The organism is Zavarzinia compransoris, from assembly GCF_003173055.1.
Classification (GTDB): Bacteria; Pseudomonadota; Alphaproteobacteria; order Zavarziniales; family Zavarziniaceae; genus Zavarzinia; species Zavarzinia compransoris.
Genome location: NZ_QGLF01000006.1, coordinates 129,533 through 150,612, shown reverse-complemented (window position 1 = coordinate 150,612; position 21,080 = coordinate 129,533). Strand labels below are relative to the sequence as shown.

General features: G+C 67.2%; 20 protein-coding genes. 10 read left to right on the top strand and 10 right to left on the bottom strand.

All coding sequences use genetic code 11. The features are described 5' to 3' along the window. Positions 1–26: 26 nt before the first annotated feature. From DKG75_RS20320 to DKG75_RS20310, 3 genes are all read left to right on the top strand, one after another. Positions 27–596: an RBBP9/YdeN family alpha/beta hydrolase gene (locus DKG75_RS20320; RefSeq protein WP_109923025.1), complete on the top strand. Its 570-nt coding sequence runs from the start codon at positions 27–29 to the stop codon at positions 594–596. Positions 597–779: 183 nt separating this feature from the next. Next, complete coding sequence (locus DKG75_RS20315; protein ID WP_243746584.1) at positions 780–1,805, top strand: YeiH family protein; 1,026 nt, start codon at positions 780–782, stop codon at positions 1,803–1,805. Next, positions 1,802–2,677, top strand: a complete 876-nt coding sequence (locus DKG75_RS20310) for a LysR family transcriptional regulator (protein WP_109923023.1) — start codon at positions 1,802–1,804, stop codon at positions 2,675–2,677. The genes DKG75_RS20315 and DKG75_RS20310 overlap by 4 nt, the downstream gene beginning before the upstream one ends. Here DKG75_RS20310 and pdxR read toward each other — a convergent pair whose 3' ends face one another. Then, positions 2,678–4,159 (bottom strand): MocR-like pyridoxine biosynthesis transcription factor PdxR, encoded by a 1,482-nt coding sequence (pdxR, locus tag DKG75_RS20305; protein ID WP_133637039.1) that lies wholly within the window; start codon positions 4,157–4,159, stop codon positions 2,678–2,680. 221 nt (positions 4,160–4,380) lie between these two features. Between pdxR and DKG75_RS20300 the strand changes: the two genes are divergently transcribed. The 6 genes from DKG75_RS20300 to DKG75_RS20275 all read left to right on the top strand — a co-directional run bounded on the left by DKG75_RS20300 (position 4,381) and on the right by DKG75_RS20275 (position 10,188). Beyond that, a complete protein-coding gene (locus DKG75_RS20300) occupies positions 4,381–5,499 on the top strand; it encodes an ABC transporter substrate-binding protein (RefSeq protein ID WP_109923021.1) in 1,119 nt (372 codons plus the stop codon). A gap of 82 nt (positions 5,500–5,581) precedes the next feature. Next, on the top strand, positions 5,582–6,466 hold the full coding sequence (locus DKG75_RS20295; RefSeq protein ID WP_109923020.1) for an ABC transporter permease: 885 nt from the start codon (positions 5,582–5,584) through the stop codon (positions 6,464–6,466). After that, the gene (locus DKG75_RS20290) at positions 6,463–7,251 is read left to right on the top strand and encodes an ABC transporter permease (RefSeq protein ID WP_109923019.1); all 789 of its coding nucleotides are present in this window, start codon (positions 6,463–6,465) and stop codon (positions 7,249–7,251) included. The genes DKG75_RS20295 and DKG75_RS20290 overlap by 4 nt, the downstream gene beginning before the upstream one ends. Positions 7,252–7,253: 2 nt before the next feature. After that, positions 7,254–8,312, top strand: coding sequence for an ABC transporter ATP-binding protein (locus tag DKG75_RS20285; RefSeq protein ID WP_109923018.1), 1,059 nt, complete (start codon positions 7,254–7,256; stop codon positions 8,310–8,312). Further along, complete coding sequence (locus tag DKG75_RS20280; RefSeq protein ID WP_133637041.1) at positions 8,237–9,400, top strand: sugar phosphate isomerase/epimerase family protein; 1,164 nt, start codon at positions 8,237–8,239, stop codon at positions 9,398–9,400. The genes DKG75_RS20285 and DKG75_RS20280 overlap by 76 nt, the downstream gene beginning before the upstream one ends. After that, the gene (locus tag DKG75_RS20275) at positions 9,397–10,188 is read left to right on the top strand and encodes an inositol monophosphatase family protein (RefSeq protein ID WP_109923016.1); all 792 of its coding nucleotides are present in this window, start codon (positions 9,397–9,399) and stop codon (positions 10,186–10,188) included. The genes DKG75_RS20280 and DKG75_RS20275 overlap by 4 nt, the downstream gene beginning before the upstream one ends. A gap of 187 nt (positions 10,189–10,375) precedes the next feature. Here the strand turns inward: DKG75_RS20275 and DKG75_RS20270 are convergent, their stop codons facing one another. The 6 genes from DKG75_RS20270 to DKG75_RS20245 are packed head-to-tail and all read right to left on the bottom strand — an operon-like array spanning position 10,376 to position 16,459. Further along, complete coding sequence (locus DKG75_RS20270) at positions 10,376–11,167, bottom strand: 2-keto-4-pentenoate hydratase (protein WP_109923015.1); 792 nt, start codon at positions 11,165–11,167, stop codon at positions 10,376–10,378. Between the two features lie 14 nt (positions 11,168–11,181). Next, the gene (locus DKG75_RS20265) at positions 11,182–11,955 is read right to left on the bottom strand and encodes an SDR family NAD(P)-dependent oxidoreductase (protein WP_109923014.1); all 774 of its coding nucleotides are present in this window, start codon (positions 11,953–11,955) and stop codon (positions 11,182–11,184) included. 11 nt (positions 11,956–11,966) lie between these two features. Continuing rightward, positions 11,967–13,697, bottom strand: coding sequence for a bifunctional 3-(3-hydroxy-phenyl)propionate/3-hydroxycinnamic acid hydroxylase MhpA (gene mhpA, locus DKG75_RS20260; RefSeq protein ID WP_109923013.1), 1,731 nt, complete (start codon positions 13,695–13,697; stop codon positions 11,967–11,969). Positions 13,698–13,708: 11 nt separating this feature from the next. Next, on the bottom strand, positions 13,709–14,698 hold the full coding sequence (locus tag DKG75_RS20255; protein WP_109923012.1) for a VOC family protein: 990 nt from the start codon (positions 14,696–14,698) through the stop codon (positions 13,709–13,711). Then, on the bottom strand, positions 14,695–15,570 hold the full coding sequence (locus DKG75_RS20250) for an alpha/beta fold hydrolase (protein WP_109923011.1): 876 nt from the start codon (positions 15,568–15,570) through the stop codon (positions 14,695–14,697). Before DKG75_RS20250 ends, DKG75_RS20255 begins: the two co-directional genes overlap by 4 nt. Positions 15,571–15,589: 19 nt before the next feature. Beyond that, a complete protein-coding gene (locus DKG75_RS20245; protein WP_109923010.1) occupies positions 15,590–16,459 on the bottom strand; it encodes a lysophospholipid acyltransferase family protein in 870 nt (289 codons plus the stop codon). A 150-nt stretch (positions 16,460–16,609) separates the two neighbouring features. Here DKG75_RS20245 and DKG75_RS20240 point away from each other — a divergent pair, with 150 nt between their 5' ends. After that, positions 16,610–17,215: a TetR/AcrR family transcriptional regulator gene (locus tag DKG75_RS20240; protein ID WP_208112203.1), complete on the top strand. Its 606-nt coding sequence runs from the start codon at positions 16,610–16,612 to the stop codon at positions 17,213–17,215. 37 nt (positions 17,216–17,252) lie between these two features. Here DKG75_RS20240 and DKG75_RS20235 read toward each other — a convergent pair whose 3' ends face one another. The 3 genes from DKG75_RS20235 to DKG75_RS20225 all read right to left on the bottom strand — a co-directional run bounded on the left by DKG75_RS20235 (position 17,253) and on the right by DKG75_RS20225 (position 21,074). Then, complete coding sequence (locus DKG75_RS20235) at positions 17,253–18,323, bottom strand: amidohydrolase family protein (RefSeq protein ID WP_109923008.1); 1,071 nt, start codon at positions 18,321–18,323, stop codon at positions 17,253–17,255. 134 nt (positions 18,324–18,457) lie between these two features. After that, positions 18,458–20,092: a bifunctional 3-(3-hydroxy-phenyl)propionate/3-hydroxycinnamic acid hydroxylase gene (locus DKG75_RS20230; RefSeq protein ID WP_109923007.1), complete on the bottom strand. Its 1,635-nt coding sequence runs from the start codon at positions 20,090–20,092 to the stop codon at positions 18,458–18,460. Positions 20,093–20,120: 28 nt separating this feature from the next. Then, complete coding sequence (locus DKG75_RS20225; protein WP_109923006.1) at positions 20,121–21,074, bottom strand: fumarylacetoacetate hydrolase family protein; 954 nt, start codon at positions 21,072–21,074, stop codon at positions 20,121–20,123. Between the last annotated feature and the right edge of the window lie 6 nt (positions 21,075–21,080).

Below are 21,080 nucleotides of genomic sequence, written 5' to 3'. Positions count from 1 at the left end.
GCGCCCCGATGCCAAGGAATCTGCCCATGTCGCCTGCCCAAGGCCCCACCGTCCTGATCGTGCCCGGCCTTCGGGACCATGTCGAAGACCATTGGCAGACCCATCTCGCCCGGGCCTTGCCCGGTGCCGTGACCGTGCCGCCGCTCAAGGCCGACAGGCTGAGCCGGGACGCCCGGGTCGCCGCCCTCGACGCCGCCCTGGCGGCGATCGCGGGGCCGGTGGTCTTCGCCGCCCACAGCGCCGGGGTGATGATCGTCGCGCATTGGGCGCGGAACCATGGGCGGCCCATCGCCGGCGCCCTGCTGGTGACCCCGGCCGACCTGGAGGTTCCGCTGCCGCCCGGCTATCCGTCCAGCGAGGCGCTCGCGGCCAACGGCTGGCTGCCGGTGCCGCGGAAACCCCTGCCGTTCCCTTCCATCCTCGCCGCCAGCACCAATGATCCGCTCGGCGCCTTCGACCGGGTGGCGGGGCTGGCCGATGCCTGGGGCGCCGAACTGGTCGACGCCGGCGCCGTCGGTCACCTCAATCCCGCCGCGGGCTATGGCGAATGGCCGCCGGCCATGACATTTCTCCGCCGCCTCGGCGTTTCCTGCTGACCGCGACGGCCCGGGGATCCTGATCTTGCCCGCCGGCACGAGCGACCCCGTCGCAGGACTGGGCGGCACCGATTCCGCCGATGCGTGTAACGTTCGGAAAAACAGAACGATCAGACAAATACTATCAATTTTTATGAACGGGCCTGCGGTGACACGATCCCTCGGCAACTTGGGAGGCCCATCGTGACCCTTGCCTTCACTGCCTCTTTGGGGCGGCTTCGCCCTCCGGTTCTGGCGCCGGGCCTCCTGCTGGCTGGGCTGATCGCCGCCGGCGCCTTCGCCCTTCGGCACCTGCCCGGGCTCGGCATCTTCAGTCCGATGATCCTGGCCATCGTCATCGGCATCGCCGTCCGCAATCTCATCGGCGTGCCCGACAAGGCGAAGCCCGGCATCGCCTTCGCGATGAAGCCGGTTCTGCGCCTTGCCATCATCCTGCTCGGCTTGCAGTTGACCGCGAGCCAGGTGGCCGAGGTTGGCGGGGGCGGGATCGCCGTCATCGTCGCGACCATCGCTTCGACATTCCTGTTCACCCTGTGGATGGGGCGGAAGCTCGGCGTCGACCGCCGGCTGGCTGAATTGATCGCCGCCGGTACGTCGATCTGCGGCGCCTCCGCCATTTTCGCGGTGAACACGGTGACCGAAGCGAGGGACGAGGATGCGGCCTATGCCGTGGCCTGTGTGACCATCTTCGGTACAGCGGCCATGTTTCTCTATCCCCTGGCCCCGGCAATGCTGGGCCTGGCGCCCGATGCCTACGGCCTCTGGGCCGGTGCCTCGATCCACGAGATCGCGCAGGTCGTCGCGGCAGCCTACCAGGGAGGGCAGGAGGCCGGTGATTTCGGCACCATCGCCAAACTCTCCCGCGTGGCCATGCTGGCCCCGGTGGTGCTGGTCATGGGGGCCCTCGCGCGGGGGGGTCGGCCCGGCCGGGGCAAGCCGAAGAGGGCACCGATGCCCTGGTTCGTGCTCGGCTTTGTCGCCATGGTCGGGCTCAACAGCATCATCATTATCCCGGCGGCGGTGAAAAGCGGGATCGTCTCGGTGACGGCCTTCCTGCTGTCGGTCGCGCTGGCCGCGATGGGGCTTGAGACCAGTGTCGCGAAGCTGCGGGCCAAGGGAGCCCGGCCCCTGCTGCTGGGCTTCCTGGCCTTCCTGTTCATCGCCGGCTTCTCGCTCGGGGCCATCGAACTGATGTTCCGGCCGGCATGACCCTGGAACAATTGCGCATCTTCGTCGCCGTCGCCGCGCGGGAACATCTCACCCGGGCGGCGGCCGATTTGAATTTGACGCAATCGGCGGTCAGTGCCGCCATCGCCGCCCTTGAGCAGCGCCATGCCACGCGCCTGTTCAACCGGGTTGGCCGGGGGATAGAACTGACGGCGGCAGGCAGGCTCTTCCTGGCCGAGGCGCGGGCCGTACTCGCCCGGGCCGCGGCGGCGGAAGCCTTGCTGGACGATTTGGCGGGGTTGCGACGGGGCCGGCTGGCCCTGGCCGCCAGCCAGACCGTGGCCAACTACTGGCTGCCGCCCGTGCTGAACCGCTACCGCCGGCTCCACCCGGCGATCGCGCTCGAGCTTTCGATCGGCAATACCGAGAGCGTGGTCCGCTCGGTCCTCGAGGGCACGGCCGACCTCGGCGTGGTCGAGGGGGAGGTGGACGAACCCGCGCTGCGGGCCATGCCGGTGGCGGCCGACGACCTCGTCCTGGTGGCGCGGCCCGGGCTGGTGCCGGCCGGCACCGTCGATCCCAACCTGTTGCGGAGCCTGCCGTTCGTCTGGCGCGAGCGTGGATCGGCAACCCGGACCATCGCTTTCCAGGCCCTGGCGGCCCTGGGGCTGGACCCGGGCGGGCTGGAGGTATTCCTCGAATTGCCGTCGAACGAGGCGGTGCGGTCGGCCGTCGAAGACGGCGCCGGCCTCACGGTCTTGTCGCGCCATGTGGTGGCGGGCAGCCTGAAGGCCGGCACTTTGATCGATCTCGGCCTGGCCTTGCCGCGCCGGCGCTTCTATGCGCTGCTGCACCGGGAACGCCCGCCGGCCCCGGCCCCCGCCGCCCTTCTCGCCCTCTTTTCCGCGCTGTGATCATTGCGCGATCGCCGTTGCGGCGCGTGCCAGATAGGTGCTCATCCTGTCCGCGGGGACGCCGCCGAAGCCGAACAGGAGGGCGCCCGGCCGCGGTGTTTCGATCGTATAGTCGGACAGCGGATAGCATTGCAGCCCCGCGGAAAGCAGGTTCCGGCAGGCGGTCCGGTCGTCGCGCCCCTCCGCCAGCCAGGCCAGGGCGTTGAGACCGCTCGCGGCGCAATCGATGCGGGCAAGGCCCGACAGCGCGGCCCCCGCCGCCGCGCAGAAGGCGTTGCGGCGTTCCGCGTAAAGAATGCGCATGCGCCGCAGATGGCTGGCGAAATGCCCGCCGGCGATGAACTCGGCGAGCGCGAGCTGGGTCTCCACAGGCACGCTGCGATGGATCAGCCCCGAGAGATTGCGGAAGGTGCCGACGAGTTGCGGCGGCAGGACGAGATAGCCGACCCGAATGCCGGGATAGAGCGCCTTGCTGAAACTGCCGACATAGATCACCCGGTCATGGCTGTCGCTGGAGCGCATGGAGGGCAGCAGTTCGCCGCTGTAGCGGAATTCGCTGTCATAGTCGTCCTCGATGATCCAGGCATCGTTCGTCCGCGCCCATTCCAGCAGCAGGAGCCGGCGCGGCAGCGATAGCGTAACCCCGAGCGGGTGTTGGCGCGACGGCATGACAAAGGCGAGCCGCGCATCGGGATGGCGGGCGATGGCGCCGGCCACATCCATGCCGTCGGCATCGACCCCGGCCAGGCACAGGCGCAGGCCAAGCACCCGGAACAGGTTGCTGGTGGTGATGGGGCCGGGATCTTCGAGCAGGATGCCGTCGCCGGGATCGGCAAGCGCCAGAGCGGCGAGCGTGAAGGCCGCGTGCCCGCCGGGCGTAATGATGATCTGCTCGGGGGCGCAAGGGTCACCCCGGTGCAAGGCCAGATAGTCGGCGATCCTTTGCCGCAGCACCAATTCGCCCATGATGTCGCCGTAGCCCATGCCCGTCGCCTTACCGCCACGTGTCGCCGAACTCCAGCATTTGCGCCAGATGGCGAAAGGGAAGCGGTCGATGGCCGGATAATTGGGCAGGAAAGGCTTAGGCTCCACCTGGTCGATGTCGGCCGATACCAGGCGGGACAGGCTGCCGGTGCGCGACAGCCGGGGCGGTGCGACATACGCTGCCTCGCCGCAGTCCGGCGTGAGCGGCGGCTTCAGGACCTGGCTCGGCAAGGCCGTGGAGACGAAAGTGCCGGCGCCCTGCCGCGCTTCCAGATAGCCCTCGGTCCTGAGGTTCTTCAGCACCCGCACCACGGTTTGGCGCGACAGCCCCAATTCTTCGGCGAGAATGCGGCTCGCCGGCAGGCGTGTCCCGGCGCGCAGATGACCCCGCAGGATTGCCACGCGCAACTGGTCCTGCAACTGCCGGAATTTCGGCAGGGCGGCCGCCGCATCGAGGCGCAAAAAGGGCAGAAGCGGGCCGTCAAGCTGCTTGGCCAAGGAATGCTCCACGGAATTGGTATGGTCGAACCTATCACAATGGACGGATCTTTGTCGTCCAATTGTTATATCTCGCCCCTATACCAGGACACACCGATGCCGTTCTCCGCAAGGCGCCCGCCAAGGCATGCCGAAGGGGGGCGGCGGTCGGCCGGCCCCTGGGGACGGACATCCGCTGCCATCGCCGAGGAGACGTCTTGGACCGTCTCCAGGAGGGATTCATGAAGAATTTCGCATCGCGCGCCACCTGCCGCGCCTTCGTCTCCGCGCTCGCCCTGGCGGTCGTGCTGCCGGGCCTTGCCCGGGCTCAGGCTCCGGCGGAATTGGTCGCCGCCGCCACGAAGGAAGGGGCGCTGACAGTCATCGCGCTGCCGCATGACTGGTGCAACTATGGCGAGGTGATCGCCGGCTTCAAGGCCAAGTATCCGGGCATCACCGTCAACGAGTTGAACCCCGATGCCGGTACGGCCGATGAGCTGGAGGCGATCCGGGCCAACAAGGGCAACACGGGTGCCCAGGCGCCCGACGTGGTCGACCTTGGCCTCGCCTTCGCGCCGGCAGCCGCCGCGGAAGGGCTGCTGCAACCCTACAAGGTGGCCACCTGGGCCGAGATCCCGGACAGCATCAAGGACGCGAACGGTTATTGGTACGGCGACTATTACGGCGTCATGGCCTTCGGCGTGAACAAGGACCTGATCGAGCATACGCCGGCCGACTGGCCGGACCTCAAGAAGCCCGAATATTCCGGCGCCGTTGCGCTGACCGGCGATCCGCGCGCCTCGGCGCAGGCGATCCTGGCGCTGATGTCGGCCGGCCTTTCGCGCGGCGCCAAGCCCGGGACAGACTCCGGCCAGAAGGGGCTGGAACTCTTCGCGGAACTGAACGGGGCCGGCAATTTCGTGCCGGTGCTGGGCAAGGCCGGCACCATCGCCCAGGGCCAGACCCCGATCGTCGTCGCGTGGGATTACAATCTGCTCGCCTGGCGCGACGGCCTGAAGGGCAACCCGCCGATGGATGTGGTCGTGCCGGAAAACGGCGTGGTCGCCGGCGTCTACGTCCAGGCTATCTCGGCCTATGCGCCGCATCCGAACGCGGCCAAGCTGTGGATGGAATATCTCTATTCCGACGAGGGCCAGACGGCCTGGCTCAAGGGCTATTGCCACCCGGCGCGTTTCAACGCCATGCAGGCGGCAGGCAAGTTCCCGCAGGAACTGCTCGACAAGCTGCCGCCCGCCGCGGCCTATGAAAAGGCGGTCTTCCCGACCGTGGAAGAACTCGCGGCCAACAAGACCGCCATCGTCGAGGGCTGGGACAAGGTCGTCGGCGCAACCGTGAAGTAAGGCTTCGCATCCGGTGTGGAGGCTGCGTCCGCGGCGGGCCTCCCGCCAGCCCCTTGTCGGGACCGTTCCGGGGAAAAATCCGATGACGACAAATGCCCTATCCCTGCCGGCCGCTCTTCGGCCGCGGCAGGTTCTGAGCTGGTTCGGGGTCGTCCCCTTCTTCCTCTTCGCCTTGCTTTTCCTGATCCTGCCGACGCTCGACATCGTGCTCGGCGCCGTCCAGGACACGGAAGGGCGGGCGACCCTGGAAAACCTTGGCAAGCTCTTCTCGCCTTCCATCCGGTCGGCTTTCTGGATCTCGATCGAACTCAGCCTGCTGACGGCCGTGCTCGGCTGCGTATTCGGCTTTTTCATCGCCGCGGCCGTCACGCTCGGCGGTCTGCCGCGTTTCCTGCGCGCCGCCCTCCTCACCTTTTCCGGCGTGGCGTCGAATTTCGCCGGCGTGCCGCTCGCCTTTGCCTTCATTGCCACGCTGGGCCGCCTCGGCTTGGTGACGATGCTGCTGCGGAACTGGTTCGATATCAATCTCTACGGCGCCGGCTTCAACATCGTCTCGTTCCTCGGCCTGGCGCTCACCTATCTCTATTTCCAGATCCCGCTGATGGTGCTGATCATCACCCCGGCTCTCGAAGGGCTCCGGCGCGAATGGCGCGAGGCGGCCGAAAGTCTCGGGGCCAGCGGCTTCCAGTATTGGCGCCTGGTGGCACTGCCGGTGCTGTGGCCCTCGCTTCTGGGCACGCTGGCGCTTCTCTTCGCCAATGCCTTCGGCGCCGTCGCGACCGCCATCGCCCTCACGGGCTCGTCGCTCTCGATCGCCCCGATCGTTCTTTTCGCGCAGATCCGCGGCGATGTGCTGAACGATCCACATCTCGGCTATGCCATCGCCTTTGCCATGATCCTGCTGACCGCCGTCGCCAACGGCATCTACATCCTCTTGCGCATGCGCGCCGAAAGGTGGGTCAAATGACGGGAAAGAACTTCTGGTCCTGGCTTGCGGTCACCCTGGGCGCGCTCTATTTCCTGTTGCCGCTGATCGGCATGTTCGAGTTCTCGCTGCGCATGCAGCGTGACGGCTATAGTTTCGAAGCCTATCGCGTCGTCCTCGCCGACCCGCAGTTCCAGCAGACCTTCGGCTATTCGGTCGTGCTGGCCCTGCTCACCATCGTGCTCGGCATCCTGCTCGTGGTGCCGGCTGCCTATTTCGTGCGGCTGCGGTTTCCGGGCCTGCGCCCCATCGTCGAGTTCATCACCCTGCTGCCGCTCGTCATCCCGCCGATCGTCATCGTCTTCGGCTATATCCGCATCTACAACACGTCCTCGATCCTGCCGCTGACGGGAAGCTGGTGGGGCACCAATATCCTGCTGCTGTTCGGCTATGCGACGCTGTCGCTGCCCTACATGTACCGTTCGGTGGATACCGGCCTGCGCAGCATCGACATCGCCAGCCTGACGGAAGCGGCGCAGAGCCTCGGGGCCGGCGGGGCCCGCATCCTCGGCACCGTCATCCTGCCGAACGTCTTCGCATCGGTGCTGTCCGGGGCCTTCCTCACCTTCGCCATCGTCATCGGCGAATATGTCTTCGCCGCCCTGCTGAACGTCAACTCGTTCGGTCCCTACATGGTCTGGATGGGCGGCAACCGCGCCTACGAACCCTCGGCGCTCGCCGTCGTCGCCTTCGCCATCACCTGGGCCTGCATGGGGCTGATGCAGCTGTTCACCCGGTTTTCCAAATTCTCCACCGCGAGGCGCTGACCATGGCCTTCCTCGACATCCATCACCTTGAAAAATCCTTCGGCGCCCAGCGTGTCGTCAGGGATTTCAATCTCGGCATCGAGAAGGGCGAGTTCGTCTCCTTCCTCGGGCCTTCGGGCTGCGGCAAGACGACGGTGCTGCGCATGGTGGCGGGGTTCGAAACGCCGTCTTCCGGCGAGATCCGCATCGACGGGCGCGACGTGACGGGGATTGCGGCCAACCGGCGCAAGATCGGCATGGTTTTCCAGGCCTATGCCCTCTTCCCCAATCTGACGGTGGCGCAGAACATCGGCTTCGGCCTGCGCATCGCGGGTGAGGGCAAGGCCGGGATCCGCGCCCGCGTGGCCGAGATGCTGGAATTGATCGGCCTGCCTCAACTGGGCGGGCGCTACCCTTTCCAGCTTTCCGGCGGTCAGCAGCAGCGTGTGGCGCTGGCGCGTGCGATTGCGGTGCGCCCGCAGGTTCTGCTGCTCGACGAGCCGCTGTCGGCGCTCGATGCGAAAATCCGTGTCAGCCTGCGCGACGAAATTCGCCGCATCCAGCGCGATCTCGGGATCACCACCATCTTCGTGACGCACGACCAGGAGGAAGCGCTCTCCATGTCGGATCGGATCGTGGTCATGCATCAGGGCGTCGCCGACCAGGTCGGCACGCCGTTCGAAATCTACAACCGACCGGCCACGCGCTTCGTGGCGGAATTCGTCGGCACCCTCAACCTTCTTGACGCCGATCTCATGGAGGCTGCCAGCGGCCGCGTCCGGCTGGGCGACGTGTCCGTGGCACTGAACCGCGTGCTGCCGGGCCGAAACGGCGACCGCATCAGCTTGGCGCTTCGCCCGGAAACGCTGGCGCTGGGGCGCCGGGAGGGCAGCGACATCATCCTTTCGGGCCATGTCGCCGAGATGAATTTCCTTGGCTCCGTGATCCGCATTCGCGTTTCGATTGCCGGCCAATTCGTCTCTCTCGATACGTTCAACCAGCCCGATTGTCCGCCGCCCGCGGTCGGAACACCCGTCGAGGTCAGCCTGTCGGGGCGCGATCTGCTGGTGATGACGGCCTGACGGCGGCCGACGAAACCCTTCACCCCGAACCGATCGCCTGCGGAGGAGCCGCCATCGCGATGGATATGTCAGCGAATGCCATGCCCGGGTTGGATTGGCGGGCCATGGTGGCGGCCCTTCCGGCCGAAAGCCGGATCAGGCTTGCCGCCCGCGCCCGGTGCGCGCCACTGTTTGCCCATGCCTATGCCTTTCATCTGAACCTGCGCTTCGGCGGGATGAGACCGCTGGATCTGGCCGAATTCGCCCATGACCAGCATCTTTCCGGCGTCAAGATCCACGTCGAGGACGGCGAGCAGGCAAGCCTCAGCCGGATGTCGGACGATGCGCTCTGCGCCTTCGGCCGGGCGCTGGGGCGGCTGGGCCTCGAACTGCATGTCGAGACGAGCACGACGGCGGCGGCCGGGCTTTCGGATGCCGCACGCATCGCGCTTGCGGCGGGCGCCACGTCGCTGCGCTGCTATCCGCGCTATGAGGGGCGCATCTCCCAGATCATCGATTGGACGATCGCGGACTTGCGGCGCCTCGCGGCCTTCGATCCGCAGGGCAGGTTGCGCTACACGCTCGAACAGCACGAGGATCTGAAATCCGAGGAATTGGTCCGCATCGTCGAGGCGGTCGCCAATCCGCGTCTCGGCCTGCTGTTCGATTTCGGCAATATGATCAATGCCTACGAATTGCCGCTGGCGGCCCTGGCGATCCAGGCGCCCTTCGTGACCGAGGTGCACGTCAAGGATTGCCGGATCCGGCCGGATCGCGGCGGCTGGGCTCACCTTGCCTGCCGGTCGGGGGAAGGGCATTTGCCGCTGCATGCCCTGTTCATCGAATTGCTGCTCCTCGGCGACGGCGTGCCGCAGGTTCGGGCCTTCGCGCTGGAGGAGGAGGACGGCTACTTCGCGCCCGCCCTGCGCTTCCCGTCGGAGCTGCCGGACGCCTTCATTCCCTTCCGCGCCCCAAGCATCACGGACATCGGGGACGGCGACCGGGAGGCACGCCTGCGGCGGGAAATCGCCGCCGCCCACCGGCAGGTCGACATCGTCAGGACATTGTTGCGCGACATTGCGACCGAAGCCGAAAGGATCGCCGGATGAACGACGAAAAGGCGTGCCCGCCGGAATTCCTGGCCTTGGCCCACGCGATGGCCGATGCCGCTGCCGAAGAGATCCGCCCGCATTTCCGCCGGCGCCTCGCGATCGACACCAAGGCCGACGCCAGCCCCGTCACCATCGCGGATCGTGGTGCGGAAGCCGCAATGCGGCGGCTGATCGAGGCGCATTTCCCCGATCACGGCATCAGGGGGGAAGAATTCGGCGCCTGCCGGACCGAAGCGGATTGGGTCTGGGTGCTCGATCCGATCGACGGCACGAAATCCTTCGTGTCCGGCTCATTCGCCTTCGGCACCCAGATCGCGCTGCTCCATCGGGGCGAACCTGTGCTCGGCCTGATCAACCAGCCGCTGACGTGCGAGCGATGGCTCGGCGTCGGCAGGGGCGCGACCTTGAACGGCGAACCGATCGGAACCGGCGGCACGACCGCATTGGACGAGGCGATCCTCTATACCTCGGCTCTCGAACAATTCGACGACCGGAACCTCGGCCGTTTCAAGGCGCTGGCCGAAACCGTGCGCTTCACCCGTTTCTCGCATGATTGCTACGCGGCCGGTCTTCTCGCACTCGGCAGCATCGACCTGCTGGTCGAATGCCATGTCTTCGACTACGACGTTCTGCCGCCCTTGGCGATAGTCCGTGCCGCAGGCGGCGTGGTGACCGATTGGCAGGGGCGGCCCCTGACGGATGCACCGCGCTACGAGACGGTTCTGATGGCCGCGAACGGAACCATCCACCAGGCCGCGCTCGGGGCATTGCAAAGGCGAGGATGATGAGCGCCATGCCGGCTTAAGCTATGCACCAGCAATGCGCTGTCTGCGGCGCCTTCAGTCTCAAGTTTTCGGATCCTGTTGGCGATCTGGCCGTGCGGGCCGCGCCAACAGGCCATCGCCGCCTCCCGCGGCAGGTTCGCGCGGCACGTGACGGGATAGCAGGTGGCGGTGACGCGGCGAGGCGGGCTCATTCCCGTTCACCGAAGCGGAAGCCGCAGGTGCCGAGGCCGCCGATGGTCGCGGTGACCCGGTGGCCGGGGGCGAGGGCGACCATCGGGCCGAGGGCGCCGGTCAGGACGATGTCGCCGGCGCGCAGCGGCGTGCCCGCGGCCGCCAGGGTCCGGGCCAGCCAGGCGCCTGCATTCAATGGATGGCCGAGACAGGCGGCCCCGGCGCCGAGCGAGGCGAGAGCGCCGTCGATCTCCAGCACCATGCCGCAAGTCCGCAAATCGAGGCCGGCGAGCAGCCGGGGCTCGGTCCCGAGGACGAAGAAGGCGGAGGAGCCATTGTCCGCCACCGTGTCGGCGAAGGTGATCTTCCAGTCGGCGATGCGGCTGTCGACGATCTCGATCGCCGGCAGGACATAGGCCGTGGCGCCGATCACGTCGGTGATCGTGGCCTTGGGATTGTCGAGGTCGCGGGCGAGGACAAGGGCGACCTCGGCCTCCGCCTTCGGCTGGATCACGGCGGCGGGATCGAGCGTGCCGCCGTCGGCAAGGGCCATGTCGTCGAAAAGCACGCCGAAATCGGGCTGGCCGACGCCGAGCTGGGCCTGCACCGCCTTCGCCGTCAGGCCGATCTTGCGGCCGACGATGCGCCGCCCCGCGTCCTGCCAGAGGCGGGTGTTGATCGCCTGCACGCGATAGGCGCCCTCGGCATCCGTCGGGGCCAGGACATCGCGCAAGGGCGGGACGGGCCCGGCGGCATAGGCATCGCGCAGGCGCTTCGCCACGGCTTCGAGATTGCTGTTCCCGGTCATCGGTCTTCCTCGGGTCAGAGGCCGCCGAGACTGGCGCCGCCGTCGAGCACCAGGGTCTGGCCGGTCATGAAACGGGAGGCTTCGGAGGCGAGATAGACGGCCGCCCCCGTGATGTCATCGGTCTCGCCCAGCCGGCGCATCGGGCAGCGCTGCTCGACCATCCCCGCGATCGCCGGGTTATCCCACAGAGCACGGGAAAAGCCGGTGCGGATCACCCCGGGGGCGATGCAGTTGACGCGGACGCCGGCAGGGCCGAGTTCCGTCGCCAGGGTCCGGGCGAGATGGAAATCGGCCGCCTTGGAGACGCCATAGGCGCCGAGGATGGTGGACGGAACGATCCCGCCCACCGATGAGACGATGATGATCGAGCCCCGCTTCCGTTCCGTCATGCCGGGGGCGACCAGGCCGGCCAGCCACAGGGGCGAGAGCAGGTTATGTTCCAGGATACGGCGGAACTGGTCGTCCCCGATGCCGGTGATCGGGCCGAGGTAGCCGTTGACGGCGGCATTGCAGACCAGGATGTCGATGGGCCCCGCCTGTTTCTCCGCTTCGGCCGCCAAGTGCTCCACCTCGGTCTTTTCGCCGATGTCGCCGGCGATGCCGATGGCTCGGCCCGGCAAGCCGGCGGCATTGATCGCCTCGGCCGTGGCGGTGCAGGTCGCCTGGCCTCGCCCGGAGACGACGACGGTGGCGCCCTGGCCGGCAAAGGCTTCGGCGATCGCCCGGCCGATGCCGCGGGTCGAGCCGGTCACCAGGGCGACCCGCCCGGTCAGATCGAACATGCTCATGTCATCCCTCCTCAGGCGGCGTGACGCCGGGCCGGCGCCGGTTGCAGGCCCAATTGCCGGAACAATTCGCCGACGATGCCCCCCGCCTGTCCCGCCGGGGCGAGGCCGAAGGCGAAGCGGTCGGGCCGCAGGATCGCGATGCCCCTGGCCCGATAGCCCGCCTTCCGGAACCAGTCGGCCATGTGACCACCCAGGTCCTCGACCTCCGGCAGGTCCGCGCTGACTGAGCGCGCGACATCCTTCATCCCCTGGGGGCGGCCGGCATAGGGGTAGAGGGTGACGAAACGCGTGCCGAGGCGGGCGAGATCGTCCCGCTGGCCGGCGGAAAGGCCTTCGCGGGGGTCGCAGTTGAAGCCGATGACCGCGAAGCCTTCGCCGAGGATGTCGTCCAGCAGCACGCGCCGGCCACCGATCAGGCGGACTTCCGGCTGGGGCGCGAGGGCGCCCTCGGGCCCATGGCGGCCCCGGCGCTTCAGGCCCAGGTACTGGCCCCGGGCGTAGACGGGCAGGGGCTTGAAGCCGCCTTCCTCGGTCCAGCGGCGGATGGCGGGCACGGCCCGGACCAGCCGCAGCACCGCATCCCGCAACAGGGTGGCGAGCGGGTTGGTCATGGAGACCGCATCCTTCATGAAGACGGAGACATCGATCATCGCCTTGGCATGGCCGTGGCGTTCCTTGCCGTAACTGTCGAGAATGCCGTCGGCATAGAGACCGTCGAGCACGCCGCTCAGCTTCCAGCCGAGGTTGTAGGCGTCGCGGATCCCGGAGGAGGCGCCCTGGCCCATGAACTGCGGCGTCATATGGGCGGCATCGCCGGCGAGGAGGACGCGGCCGCGTCGCCATTCCTTCGCGATCAGCGCATTGAAGGTATAGACGAGCTTCCGCTTCACCTCGAAATTGTCCGGGTCGACGTAATCGGCGAGGAGCTGGCGCACGGTCTCAGGCTTCTCCATCCATTCCCTGGTCATGCCGGGCATCAGCATGAATTCGAAGCGATGGAACCCGTCCGGCTGCACGCAACTGACCACCGGCAGGCGGGGATTGACCACGAAATTGAAGTAGGGCAAGTGACGCAGGCCATCCCGTCCCGGTTTGCGCTTCAGATCGACCACCAGCCAGGGTTCGGGAAAATTCCGGCCCGTCATCTCGATGCCGAGCCTGGTCCGCACCGGGCTGCGGCCGCCATCGGCGCCGACGAGATAGCGGGCGCGCAATGTCTGGGCATCCGTGTCGATATCGCGCTCGATCCTGTCGCCGGTCGTCTCGCCGAAGCGGATGTCCCGCGTCACCTGATGGGTGACGGTCACGCCGTCCGCATCCTGGTCGAAATCGACGAGTTCGCGCCCGCGCCGGACCTCGACATTCGGGTAGCGGGCGAGTAGCTCGGACAATTGGGTTTCGAGATAGGGCTGGTAGAAGAAATTCACCACCGGCCAGCCGAAGATCCGCTTCAAGGGCCGGTATTGGCCGAGCACGCTGCCGTCCTTGCGGACGAATTGCACCGGGGTTTCCGGCATCATCTTCGCCGCCACCTCGTCGGCGACGCCGATCGATTGGAAGATGCGCATGCATTCGTCGTCGGTATAGACGGCGCGGGCGTTGCCGTAGAAGACCGGTTCCTTCTCGAGGACGATCACCCTGTGCCCGCGCTTGCCGAGGATATGGGCGAGGGTGAGGCCGGTCGGGCCGAGCCCGGAAATGACGACATCCGCCGCGAAGGCCTGGGGGTTCTTCTGGTTCATGGCGGGGCCTGTCACAGGGGGCTGTATTCGGGGCTGAGCAGCGAGCCGAGGCCGCGCCGGAAATTGCCCAGGTTGAGAAGGAGCCTGTCGACGGGGGAGTTCCTTTCCGGCTTGTGGCCCCAGACGCTGATGGCGTTGTAGTAGCCCTGCTTCCAGGTCGCCTCGTCGACACGGAGTGCGTTCCAGCCCAGTTCCATCTCGAAGCCCGAGGGGGAGAGGACGTAGAAGGAGACTTCCCTGTCGTTCGGATGCTGGCCGATCTCATGGGCCATCTCATAGCCGAGGTCGGTCAGGCGCTCGAAAGCGGCGGAGAGATCTTCCAGCGTCTCGACCAGCAGGTTCATGTGCTGGATACGGGTGCGGATCGGGTCCAGGCGCAGGCCCCGCGTGGTCGCCACCGCGATCGAATGGTGGCGTTCGTTCAGGCGGAGGAAGGTGATATCCAGGACGATGCCGGCCATGGGCTGGGCGATCCGGTCGCTCAGCCTCGCGTCGAAGATTTCCTGCCAGAAGCGCAGCATCTTCTCGGGCTTTTTCGAGGTAATGGCGAAATGGCCGAGGCCGCTTGCACCCGTGACGAAGCCCCCGGTCAGCATGCGCAGGGGCTCGTCCGCCGGAAGGGCATCGGTGAAGAGTTCGATCGCCATGTCCTTCGGCCCCTTCACGCGGATGAAGGATGTCACACCCCGGAATTCGGCCTCCTCGGCGCTGCCGGTCTCGATCGCGATGCCGCGGTCCGCCAGGCGCTGGCGAATGATTGCCAGTGTCGCCTCGTCCCGCACCTGCCAGCCGGAGGCGGTGACGTCTTCCGCCTTGCCGCGCCGGACCATGAAGCGCCGGGCATGGGTATCGACGCGAAAGGCGAGGGCATCGTCGTCCGCCGCCGCCTCGTGCAGGCCGAGGCCCTGTTTCAGGAAACGGCGCCAGTCGGCCAGCCGTTCCGATTCGACGATGACGTAACCCATGCCGACCGCACCGAAGATATCGGTTGCATTGCTCATCGCCGGGCCTCCCCCGGTGTCTGCCGGTCGAGGAAAGCCGCGGTTACGGCGTTGAATTCGTCGGGCCTCTCCCATTGCACCCAATGGCCGGTATTGGCGAAGAGGTAGAGATCGGTGTTGGGCTTTCGCGCCTGCAGGGTCGTGCCGCCGCTCGGCCGGTTCACCTTGTCGGCAATGCCCCAGAGTACCAGGGTGGGAATGGTGCTTTTCGCCAGCCGGCGGTCGCGGGTGAAATCCATGCGGAGCGCAGCGCCGAGGCCCGGCGGGCGGCGGAGCGGGGGCGCGGCGACGACCTCCGGATCGATGCTGGCCTCGTAACGCTGGCGGATCACCTCTTCCGGCACCGCCGAGCCGTCGAACACCAGATATTCGCGGATGAAGCTGCGCAGTTTCTCGATGCTGGGACCGGTGCCGCTGTAATAGTCCAGCAGCTTGTTGAGGCCGGCCGTGGGCAGGGCACGGGTGGTGCCGATGCCGCCCGGGCCCATGAGCACGAGGGCGGACACCCGGCCCGGCCGGTCGAGGCCGAGGCGGAGCGCGCAGGCGCCGCCGAGCGAATTGCCGAGGAAATGCGCCTTTTCGATGCCCATGGCATCCATCAGGCCGAGCATGGCATCGGCCAGGTCGCCGAAGGGGTCCCGGCGGTCCACGCCCTTGGTCGATTGGCCGTACCCCAGCATGTCCGGCACGATCACGCGGAAATGCCGCGACAGGGGCCCGATGTTGCGGCCGTAGTTGGAGAGGCCGGAGGCGCCGGGGCCGCCGCCATGCAGCAGGATCACCGGATAGCCTTCGCCGGCTTCGCTGACGAAGATCCTGCGCTTGCCGAAGGTAACATGTCGCGAAGCGACGTCTGGCCCGTTGTCGGTCACTCTCTTCTCCTCTGTCTCGTTATTGCTGAAGTGGCGCCAGCCAGCGCCGCAGCCGGCTCCAGGTGCGGGGCCTGTCCTGTTCCCGGTGGTGCCGGAGGCGGTCGATCTGCCCCTCGACCGCGGCCGCAACCGTTTCGCGCAGCGACCAGACGGCATCCTTGTCGTCTTGGCGACCGCGGATCTCCCCGGTCGGGATACGGTCGCCGAAGCCGAAATAGTAGCGCTGCGGCCGGGGGATCAGCGTGGGGCCGAGGCCCAGGACGGCGGGCGGCAGGAAGTCGCCGCCGCGCGTGAGCTTCATCAGGCCGCTGCGCTCCATAAGGTCGCGGCGCCAGCCGGGCCTCGTCATGTCGTCGGCATCGAACAGGATGCGATAGCTCTCGTCGGGGCCGACGACCCCGAAGGGGATGATGTCGTAGCCGTGCGCGATGGCGAGGCGGGCGAAGCCCGTGCGCTGTTTCCAGATCAGCTTGTAAGCCTCGCCCCGCCGGCGCATGACTTCCCGCGCTCCCCCCGGAAAAACCAGGATGTGCCGGCCCGCGCGCATCAGGGCGGAGCAGATCTCGGGCGAGCCGAGCACCATGCCGTACCTGCCGAGAAATTCGCCCCAGAAGGGCACCTTGAAATGCCCCCGATCGCCGAGGCCGCGCAGCATCGCGCCATGTCGCGTGTAGAGATGCTCGATCATCAGAGGCGCGTCGGTCAGGCCGAACAGCGTGTGATTGCCGACGAAAAGCGCGGGGCGGGAGAGGTCCAACGCCTTTAGGCCAAGAAATTCAGGATGGAACCAGGCACGGGGAACAGCCATGGCGCGGCGCATCTGCGCGGCCGGCGGGTGCCGGTAGGCCAGGGCCGCCTCGATGCCGGCCGTGTTTTCCGCCTGGGTCATATCCGTTTCCTCTTGATATGAAATCCTTCTAAATGAACATATATGTTCAATCAATAGAGAATTTGTCCGAAAAATCGGCTTGACGCTCCGATGGCGTTCTACCCATGTTCAGACACTCATGTTCGTTTTGATGGGGTGTGTCCGTTGAGGGTGAGCGCCGCGCAAAAGCGCATCCGGAAAGCCGCGCTGGAGCTTTTCGCCGAGAAGGGCACCGCTGACGTGACCATCAGCGAATTGGCCGCCGCTTCCGGCGTCGTCCGGGGCACGATCTACAAGAACGTGTCCTCGCCCGAGCAATTGTTCGAGACGATCGCGGTGCAACTGGCCAACGAGATGGACCGCCAGATCGTCGCCAGTTACAGGGGCGTCGAGGATCCGGCGCTGCGCCTCGCGATCGGCATCCGCCTCTATGTCCGCCGCGCGCATGAGGAGCCGCATTGGGGCCGCTTCCTGGTCCAATTCGCGATGACCAACAAGTCGCTGCGGGAAATCTGGAGCGGGCCGCCGGTGCAGGACCTGACCCTGGGGGTGACGGGCGGACGCTACGCTATCGCCGAGGACGAGATTCCCGCCGCCCTCGGCGTCATCGCCGGCTCCACCTTGGCGGCGATCGTCCTGGTGCTCGACGGCCTGCGGACATGGCGAGATGCCGGCACGGAGGTCGCGGCCATGGTGCTGTGCTCCCTGGGCATCGCCCGCGACGAGGCAAGGGGCCTCGCCTCGCGGCCCCTGCCGGATCTCGCCGTGCTCGACTGATCCCCGCGCGCGGCCGGCGGAAATCCGTCGCGTCCGTTCAGCGGTTGCGCAGGGCTTCAACCAGGGCGACGACGGGCCGGGTCAGACCCGAACGGATGCGGCCGCGCAGAGAAAGGCTGCGGTTGACCGGGGCGATGCCTGCGGCATCGCCGTCACGGCGCCAGCGGGGCAGCAAGGCCAGGGCATGAGCGCGGTCTATGCCGGCGCGGGTGGCCGGATTCCAGATCGTGGTGTTGCCGAGCGTCGCCACCTGGGTTGCGGTGATCGGTGCCGGCGCGAAAGGAAAGTCACTGCCGAAAAGGATATGGCCGGGATCGACCAGTTCCCGCAGCGCGGCCATGGTCATCGGCGAGGGCGACAGCGCGGTGTCGAAGTAGAACCGCCGGATATAGGTCAGGACACCCTGGGGCGCCCGATCGGCGAAGGGCGCCATCATGTTGGCCAGGGATGCCCGCCAGGCGATATAGGGCAGGAAGCCGCCCGCATGCGACAGAATGAAATTGATGCGCGGATGGCGCTCCATGGCGCCGGTCAGGATCAGGTTCAACGCTGCCCTGGTGGTATCGCACAGGAATTCCATCAGGAACCCCGGCATGTCGAGGCCGATCGCCCCGCTCGTCGCGTGCAGGTTCGGATGGACGAACACCAGCGCACCCCGGCGGTCGAGTTCCGCCATCAGGTCGTCGAAGCGGGAATCCCCCAGGAAAATGCCATCCGTGCTGCCGAGAAGAACCACCCCGTCCGCACCCAGATGGTCGAGGGCGCGGGCGGCTTCGACGCAGGCCTCGCCCGTGAAGGGCATGGGCAGGACGGCGAAATTGCCGAAGCGGCCGGGATGGCGGGCAGCCATCTCGGCCGCGAAGTCGTTGCAGCGGCGGGCGAGGTCGATCGCCTCCCGCTTGTCGCCGAAGTGCACGCCAGGGGCGGAGAGCGAGGTGATGGCGACCTCGATCCCGTTTGCGTCCATCACATCGAGGGAGGCTTCCGGGCTCCATTTCGGCAGCGGGGCGCCGGCAACCTTCGTGATGCCCCGCCGCTCCATGACCGACACGAAGGCCGGCGGAACGAGGTGATGATGGACATCGATTCTGCCGCGGCCGCTGTTCAAGGCATCCCCTCCTGACCAATCGATCCTGATGATCTCTTGATCGGGTAATAGCGCGAGAATACGGACAAAAAAAGTCTTTAATGAACATATATGTTCTTATTATTGGCACCTGATGCAATCGGAGTGCCGATCCTCTATCCCGCGATCTTCCTTGCCTCGGCCATGCCAGGGCCCGGCGCCGAGAGCAGGGCGAGGCCCTCGGCCAGGATCCGCCCGATTTCGGCGGCCGGTCCCTGGTGCAGGATCGTCCGGTCCGGCCGGACCAGGGCCACCCAGCCTTCCGGAGCGGCGCCCGGGATCAGGGTACCGGTCAGATCTTCGAGAACGGTGCCGCTTGCCGCCCGGTGCAGGTGCTGGCCCCGGAAACAGACCTGCGCCACGCTGCCGCCGGCGGCGGCAAGGGCCGCCTGCTGTTCCCGCTCCAGGCCGAAGACGGCATCGGTGCCGAAGCCGATCAGCACGAGACCGGCGCCCAGGGCATCGTCGCTGAGGCGGAGCGAACCGGTTTCGTCGCGGACGAGGCCTTGGGGCAATATCTCGCCGCAGGCCAGCCGGCAGCGGTGGTGGCTGCGCCTGAACAGGCCCGCGGCAAACCGGTTCCTGGGCTTGACGCCCAGGTCCTCGAAATGCCGGCGCAGCGGCGGGATCAGCCGCGTCAGGCGCATGATGCCATGGACGATCAGGGCGCGGGCGGCGCTCGTCGGCATGACCAGCCGTCCCATGAAGCGGGCGAAAGCGATCATCGCGGCGGCATGGGGCCGGCGTTCCTGGTCATAGCTGTCGAGAATGGCCTCGCCCGCATGGCCCCGCAGCACGAAGGCGAGTTTCCAGGCGAGATTGGCGGCATCGCGAAGGCCGGCGACCAAGCCCTGGCCGACGAAGGGCGGTGTGACATGGGCGGCATCCCCCGCCAGGAATACATGCCCGCGCCGGAAGGCTTTCGCCGCCCTGGCATGGAAGCGATAGACGGCGCGGCGTTCGATCTCCACCGGCCGGCCGCCGGTCCAAGGGCGGATCAATTCGGCGATCCGCGCGTCGGTTTCGAAATCCTGCCGGCTTTCACCCCTGGCCAGCATGAATTCCCATCGCTCGCGCCCGCCGGGGGCGACCATATGGGGTGTCGGCCGCCGGTGATCGCAGAGGAATTCGACATGGTCGATCGGCGCCGGGACATGTTTCGCGTCGACGATCAGCCAATCCTCGGCATAGGTCGCGCCATCGAAACGCTCGCCGATCAGCCGCCGGACCAGGGAGGCGGCGCCGTCCGCCCCGACGAGATAGCGGCTGCGCAGGGTGAAGGGGGCCCCATCGCCGCGCCGCAGCTGAAGGACCACTCCATCCGCGTCCTGCGTGAAACCCAGCAACTCGGTCCCGGGCATGGAGCGCACATGGCCGTGGCACTCGAGCGCCCGGCGCAAGGCGGCTTCCAGATCGGGCTGGTGGAAGGTCACCAGCTTCGGATGCCCGTCGATGCAGCCGAGCGTATTGACGCGGCCGAATTCGCCGAGCAGCGGCGAGCGCATGCGCACCACGGGGATCGCGATCCGGGCGAAGGCCGTCTCGTCGAGCCCGACCCATTGCAGGATGCGCAGGGCCTCATTGTCGAGGGCGATGGCGCGGGGCGCCATGAAGATGTCCGGTGACTTGTCGATCACCACGGTCTCGATGCCGTAGCGGCCCAGCAGGTTGGCGATGGCGGCGCCGACCGGCCCGAAGCCGACGATCGCGACCTCCGTCGCCGGCGTCGGGGCCGGCTCGCTTTGCTCCATGACGCTCTCCCCGCGCTTCGTTCCTGGGTCAGGCGGTGATGGTGACGCGCTGTTCGCCGAGATCGACCACCCGGTCGGCGCTGGCGATGGTGGCGGTGACGACATCGCCCGGCTTCAGGTATTGCGGGCGCTTCGCCTGCATGCGGCCGAACGCCGCCCAGACTTTCTTTTCCGGCAGGACCAGTTGGGTGAGCTTGCGCACGAAGGGCGGCGGCACCCTGAGCGCGCAGCCGGACGGCGTGCCGGTCAGCAGGATGTCGCCCGGCGCGATGTCGCTGAAGGTCGAAAGCTCGCTGATCGTCTCCGCCGGTTTGTAGACGAGATTGGCGGTCTCGTCCTGCTGGCGGATCTCGCCGTTGACGGCAAGCGACAGCGTCAGGTGGTCGAGGTAGCGGAATTCCTCGCGTTCCAGAACCGCCAGGTGCGGGCCGACGGGGCAGAAGCCGCGATAGCTCTTGCCCTTGAAGAATTGCATCTGGGGCAATTGCACGTCGCGGGCGGAGATGTCGTTGGCGATGGCGAGGCCGAAGACATGATCGGCGAGATTGTCCGCCGTCACCGTGACGGGACCGCTGATCGCCTTGCCGAAGACCAGGGCGAGTTCGATTTCATAGTCGAGCAGGCGGACATGGGCCGGCCGCACGACCTTGCCGTGCGGGGCGTTCAGCGTGCAGTCCGCCTTCTCGAAGAACATGTTGAAGGCTTTTTCGTCCGGGTTCAGGCCGGATTCGATCATGTGCCGGCGATAGTTGGCCCCCTGGCACAGCAGGCGGGCCGGCGCCGTGACCGGCGAGAGCAGCTCGACCGCCTGGAAGGGCAGGCTGGCCGGCCTTGTCTTCGCCGCGCGCCAGTCGTCTTCGCCCCGGGCGATCAGGTCGGCCGTGGTCTCATAGGTGCCGGCGAGCGGGGCAATGCCCCCGTTCAACGCGACCCCCCAGGCGCTTCGCCCCTGATGGACGAAGCGGACGATATTGGTGGCCATGATGTC

Bases quoted from the DNA above. Each gene is read 5' to 3' on its own strand.
- DKG75_RS20320 (WP_109923025.1), top strand. From the start codon at position 27: ATGTCGCCTGCCCAAGGCCCCACCGTCCTGATCGTGCCCGGCCTTCGG.
- DKG75_RS20310 (WP_109923023.1), top strand. From the start codon at position 1,802: ATGACCCTGGAACAATTGCGCATCTTCGTCGCCGTCGCCGCGCGGGAA.
- DKG75_RS20300 (WP_109923021.1), top strand. From the start codon at position 4,381: ATGAAGAATTTCGCATCGCGCGCCACCTGCCGCGCCTTCGTCTCCGCG.
- DKG75_RS20295 (WP_109923020.1), top strand. From the start codon at position 5,582: ATGACGACAAATGCCCTATCCCTGCCGGCCGCTCTTCGGCCGCGGCAG.
- DKG75_RS20290 (WP_109923019.1), top strand. From the start codon at position 6,463: ATGACGGGAAAGAACTTCTGGTCCTGGCTTGCGGTCACCCTGGGCGCG.
- DKG75_RS20285 (WP_109923018.1), top strand. From the start codon at position 7,254: ATGGCCTTCCTCGACATCCATCACCTTGAAAAATCCTTCGGCGCCCAG.
- DKG75_RS20275 (WP_109923016.1), top strand. From the start codon at position 9,397: ATGAACGACGAAAAGGCGTGCCCGCCGGAATTCCTGGCCTTGGCCCAC.
- DKG75_RS20270 (WP_109923015.1), bottom strand. From the start codon at position 11,167: ATGACCGGGAACAGCAATCTCGAAGCCGTGGCGAAGCGCCTGCGCGAT.
- DKG75_RS20265 (WP_109923014.1), bottom strand. From the start codon at position 11,955: ATGAGCATGTTCGATCTGACCGGGCGGGTCGCCCTGGTGACCGGCTCG.
- mhpA (WP_109923013.1), bottom strand. From the start codon at position 13,697: ATGAACCAGAAGAACCCCCAGGCCTTCGCGGCGGATGTCGTCATTTCC.
- DKG75_RS20255 (WP_109923012.1), bottom strand. From the start codon at position 14,698: ATGAGCAATGCAACCGATATCTTCGGTGCGGTCGGCATGGGTTACGTC.
- DKG75_RS20245 (WP_109923010.1), bottom strand. From the start codon at position 16,459: ATGACCCAGGCGGAAAACACGGCCGGCATCGAGGCGGCCCTGGCCTAC.
- DKG75_RS20230 (WP_109923007.1), bottom strand. From the start codon at position 20,092: ATGGAGCAAAGCGAGCCGGCCCCGACGCCGGCGACGGAGGTCGCGATC.
- DKG75_RS20225 (WP_109923006.1), bottom strand. From the start codon at position 21,074: ATGGCCACCAATATCGTCCGCTTCGTCCATCAGGGGCGAAGCGCCTGG.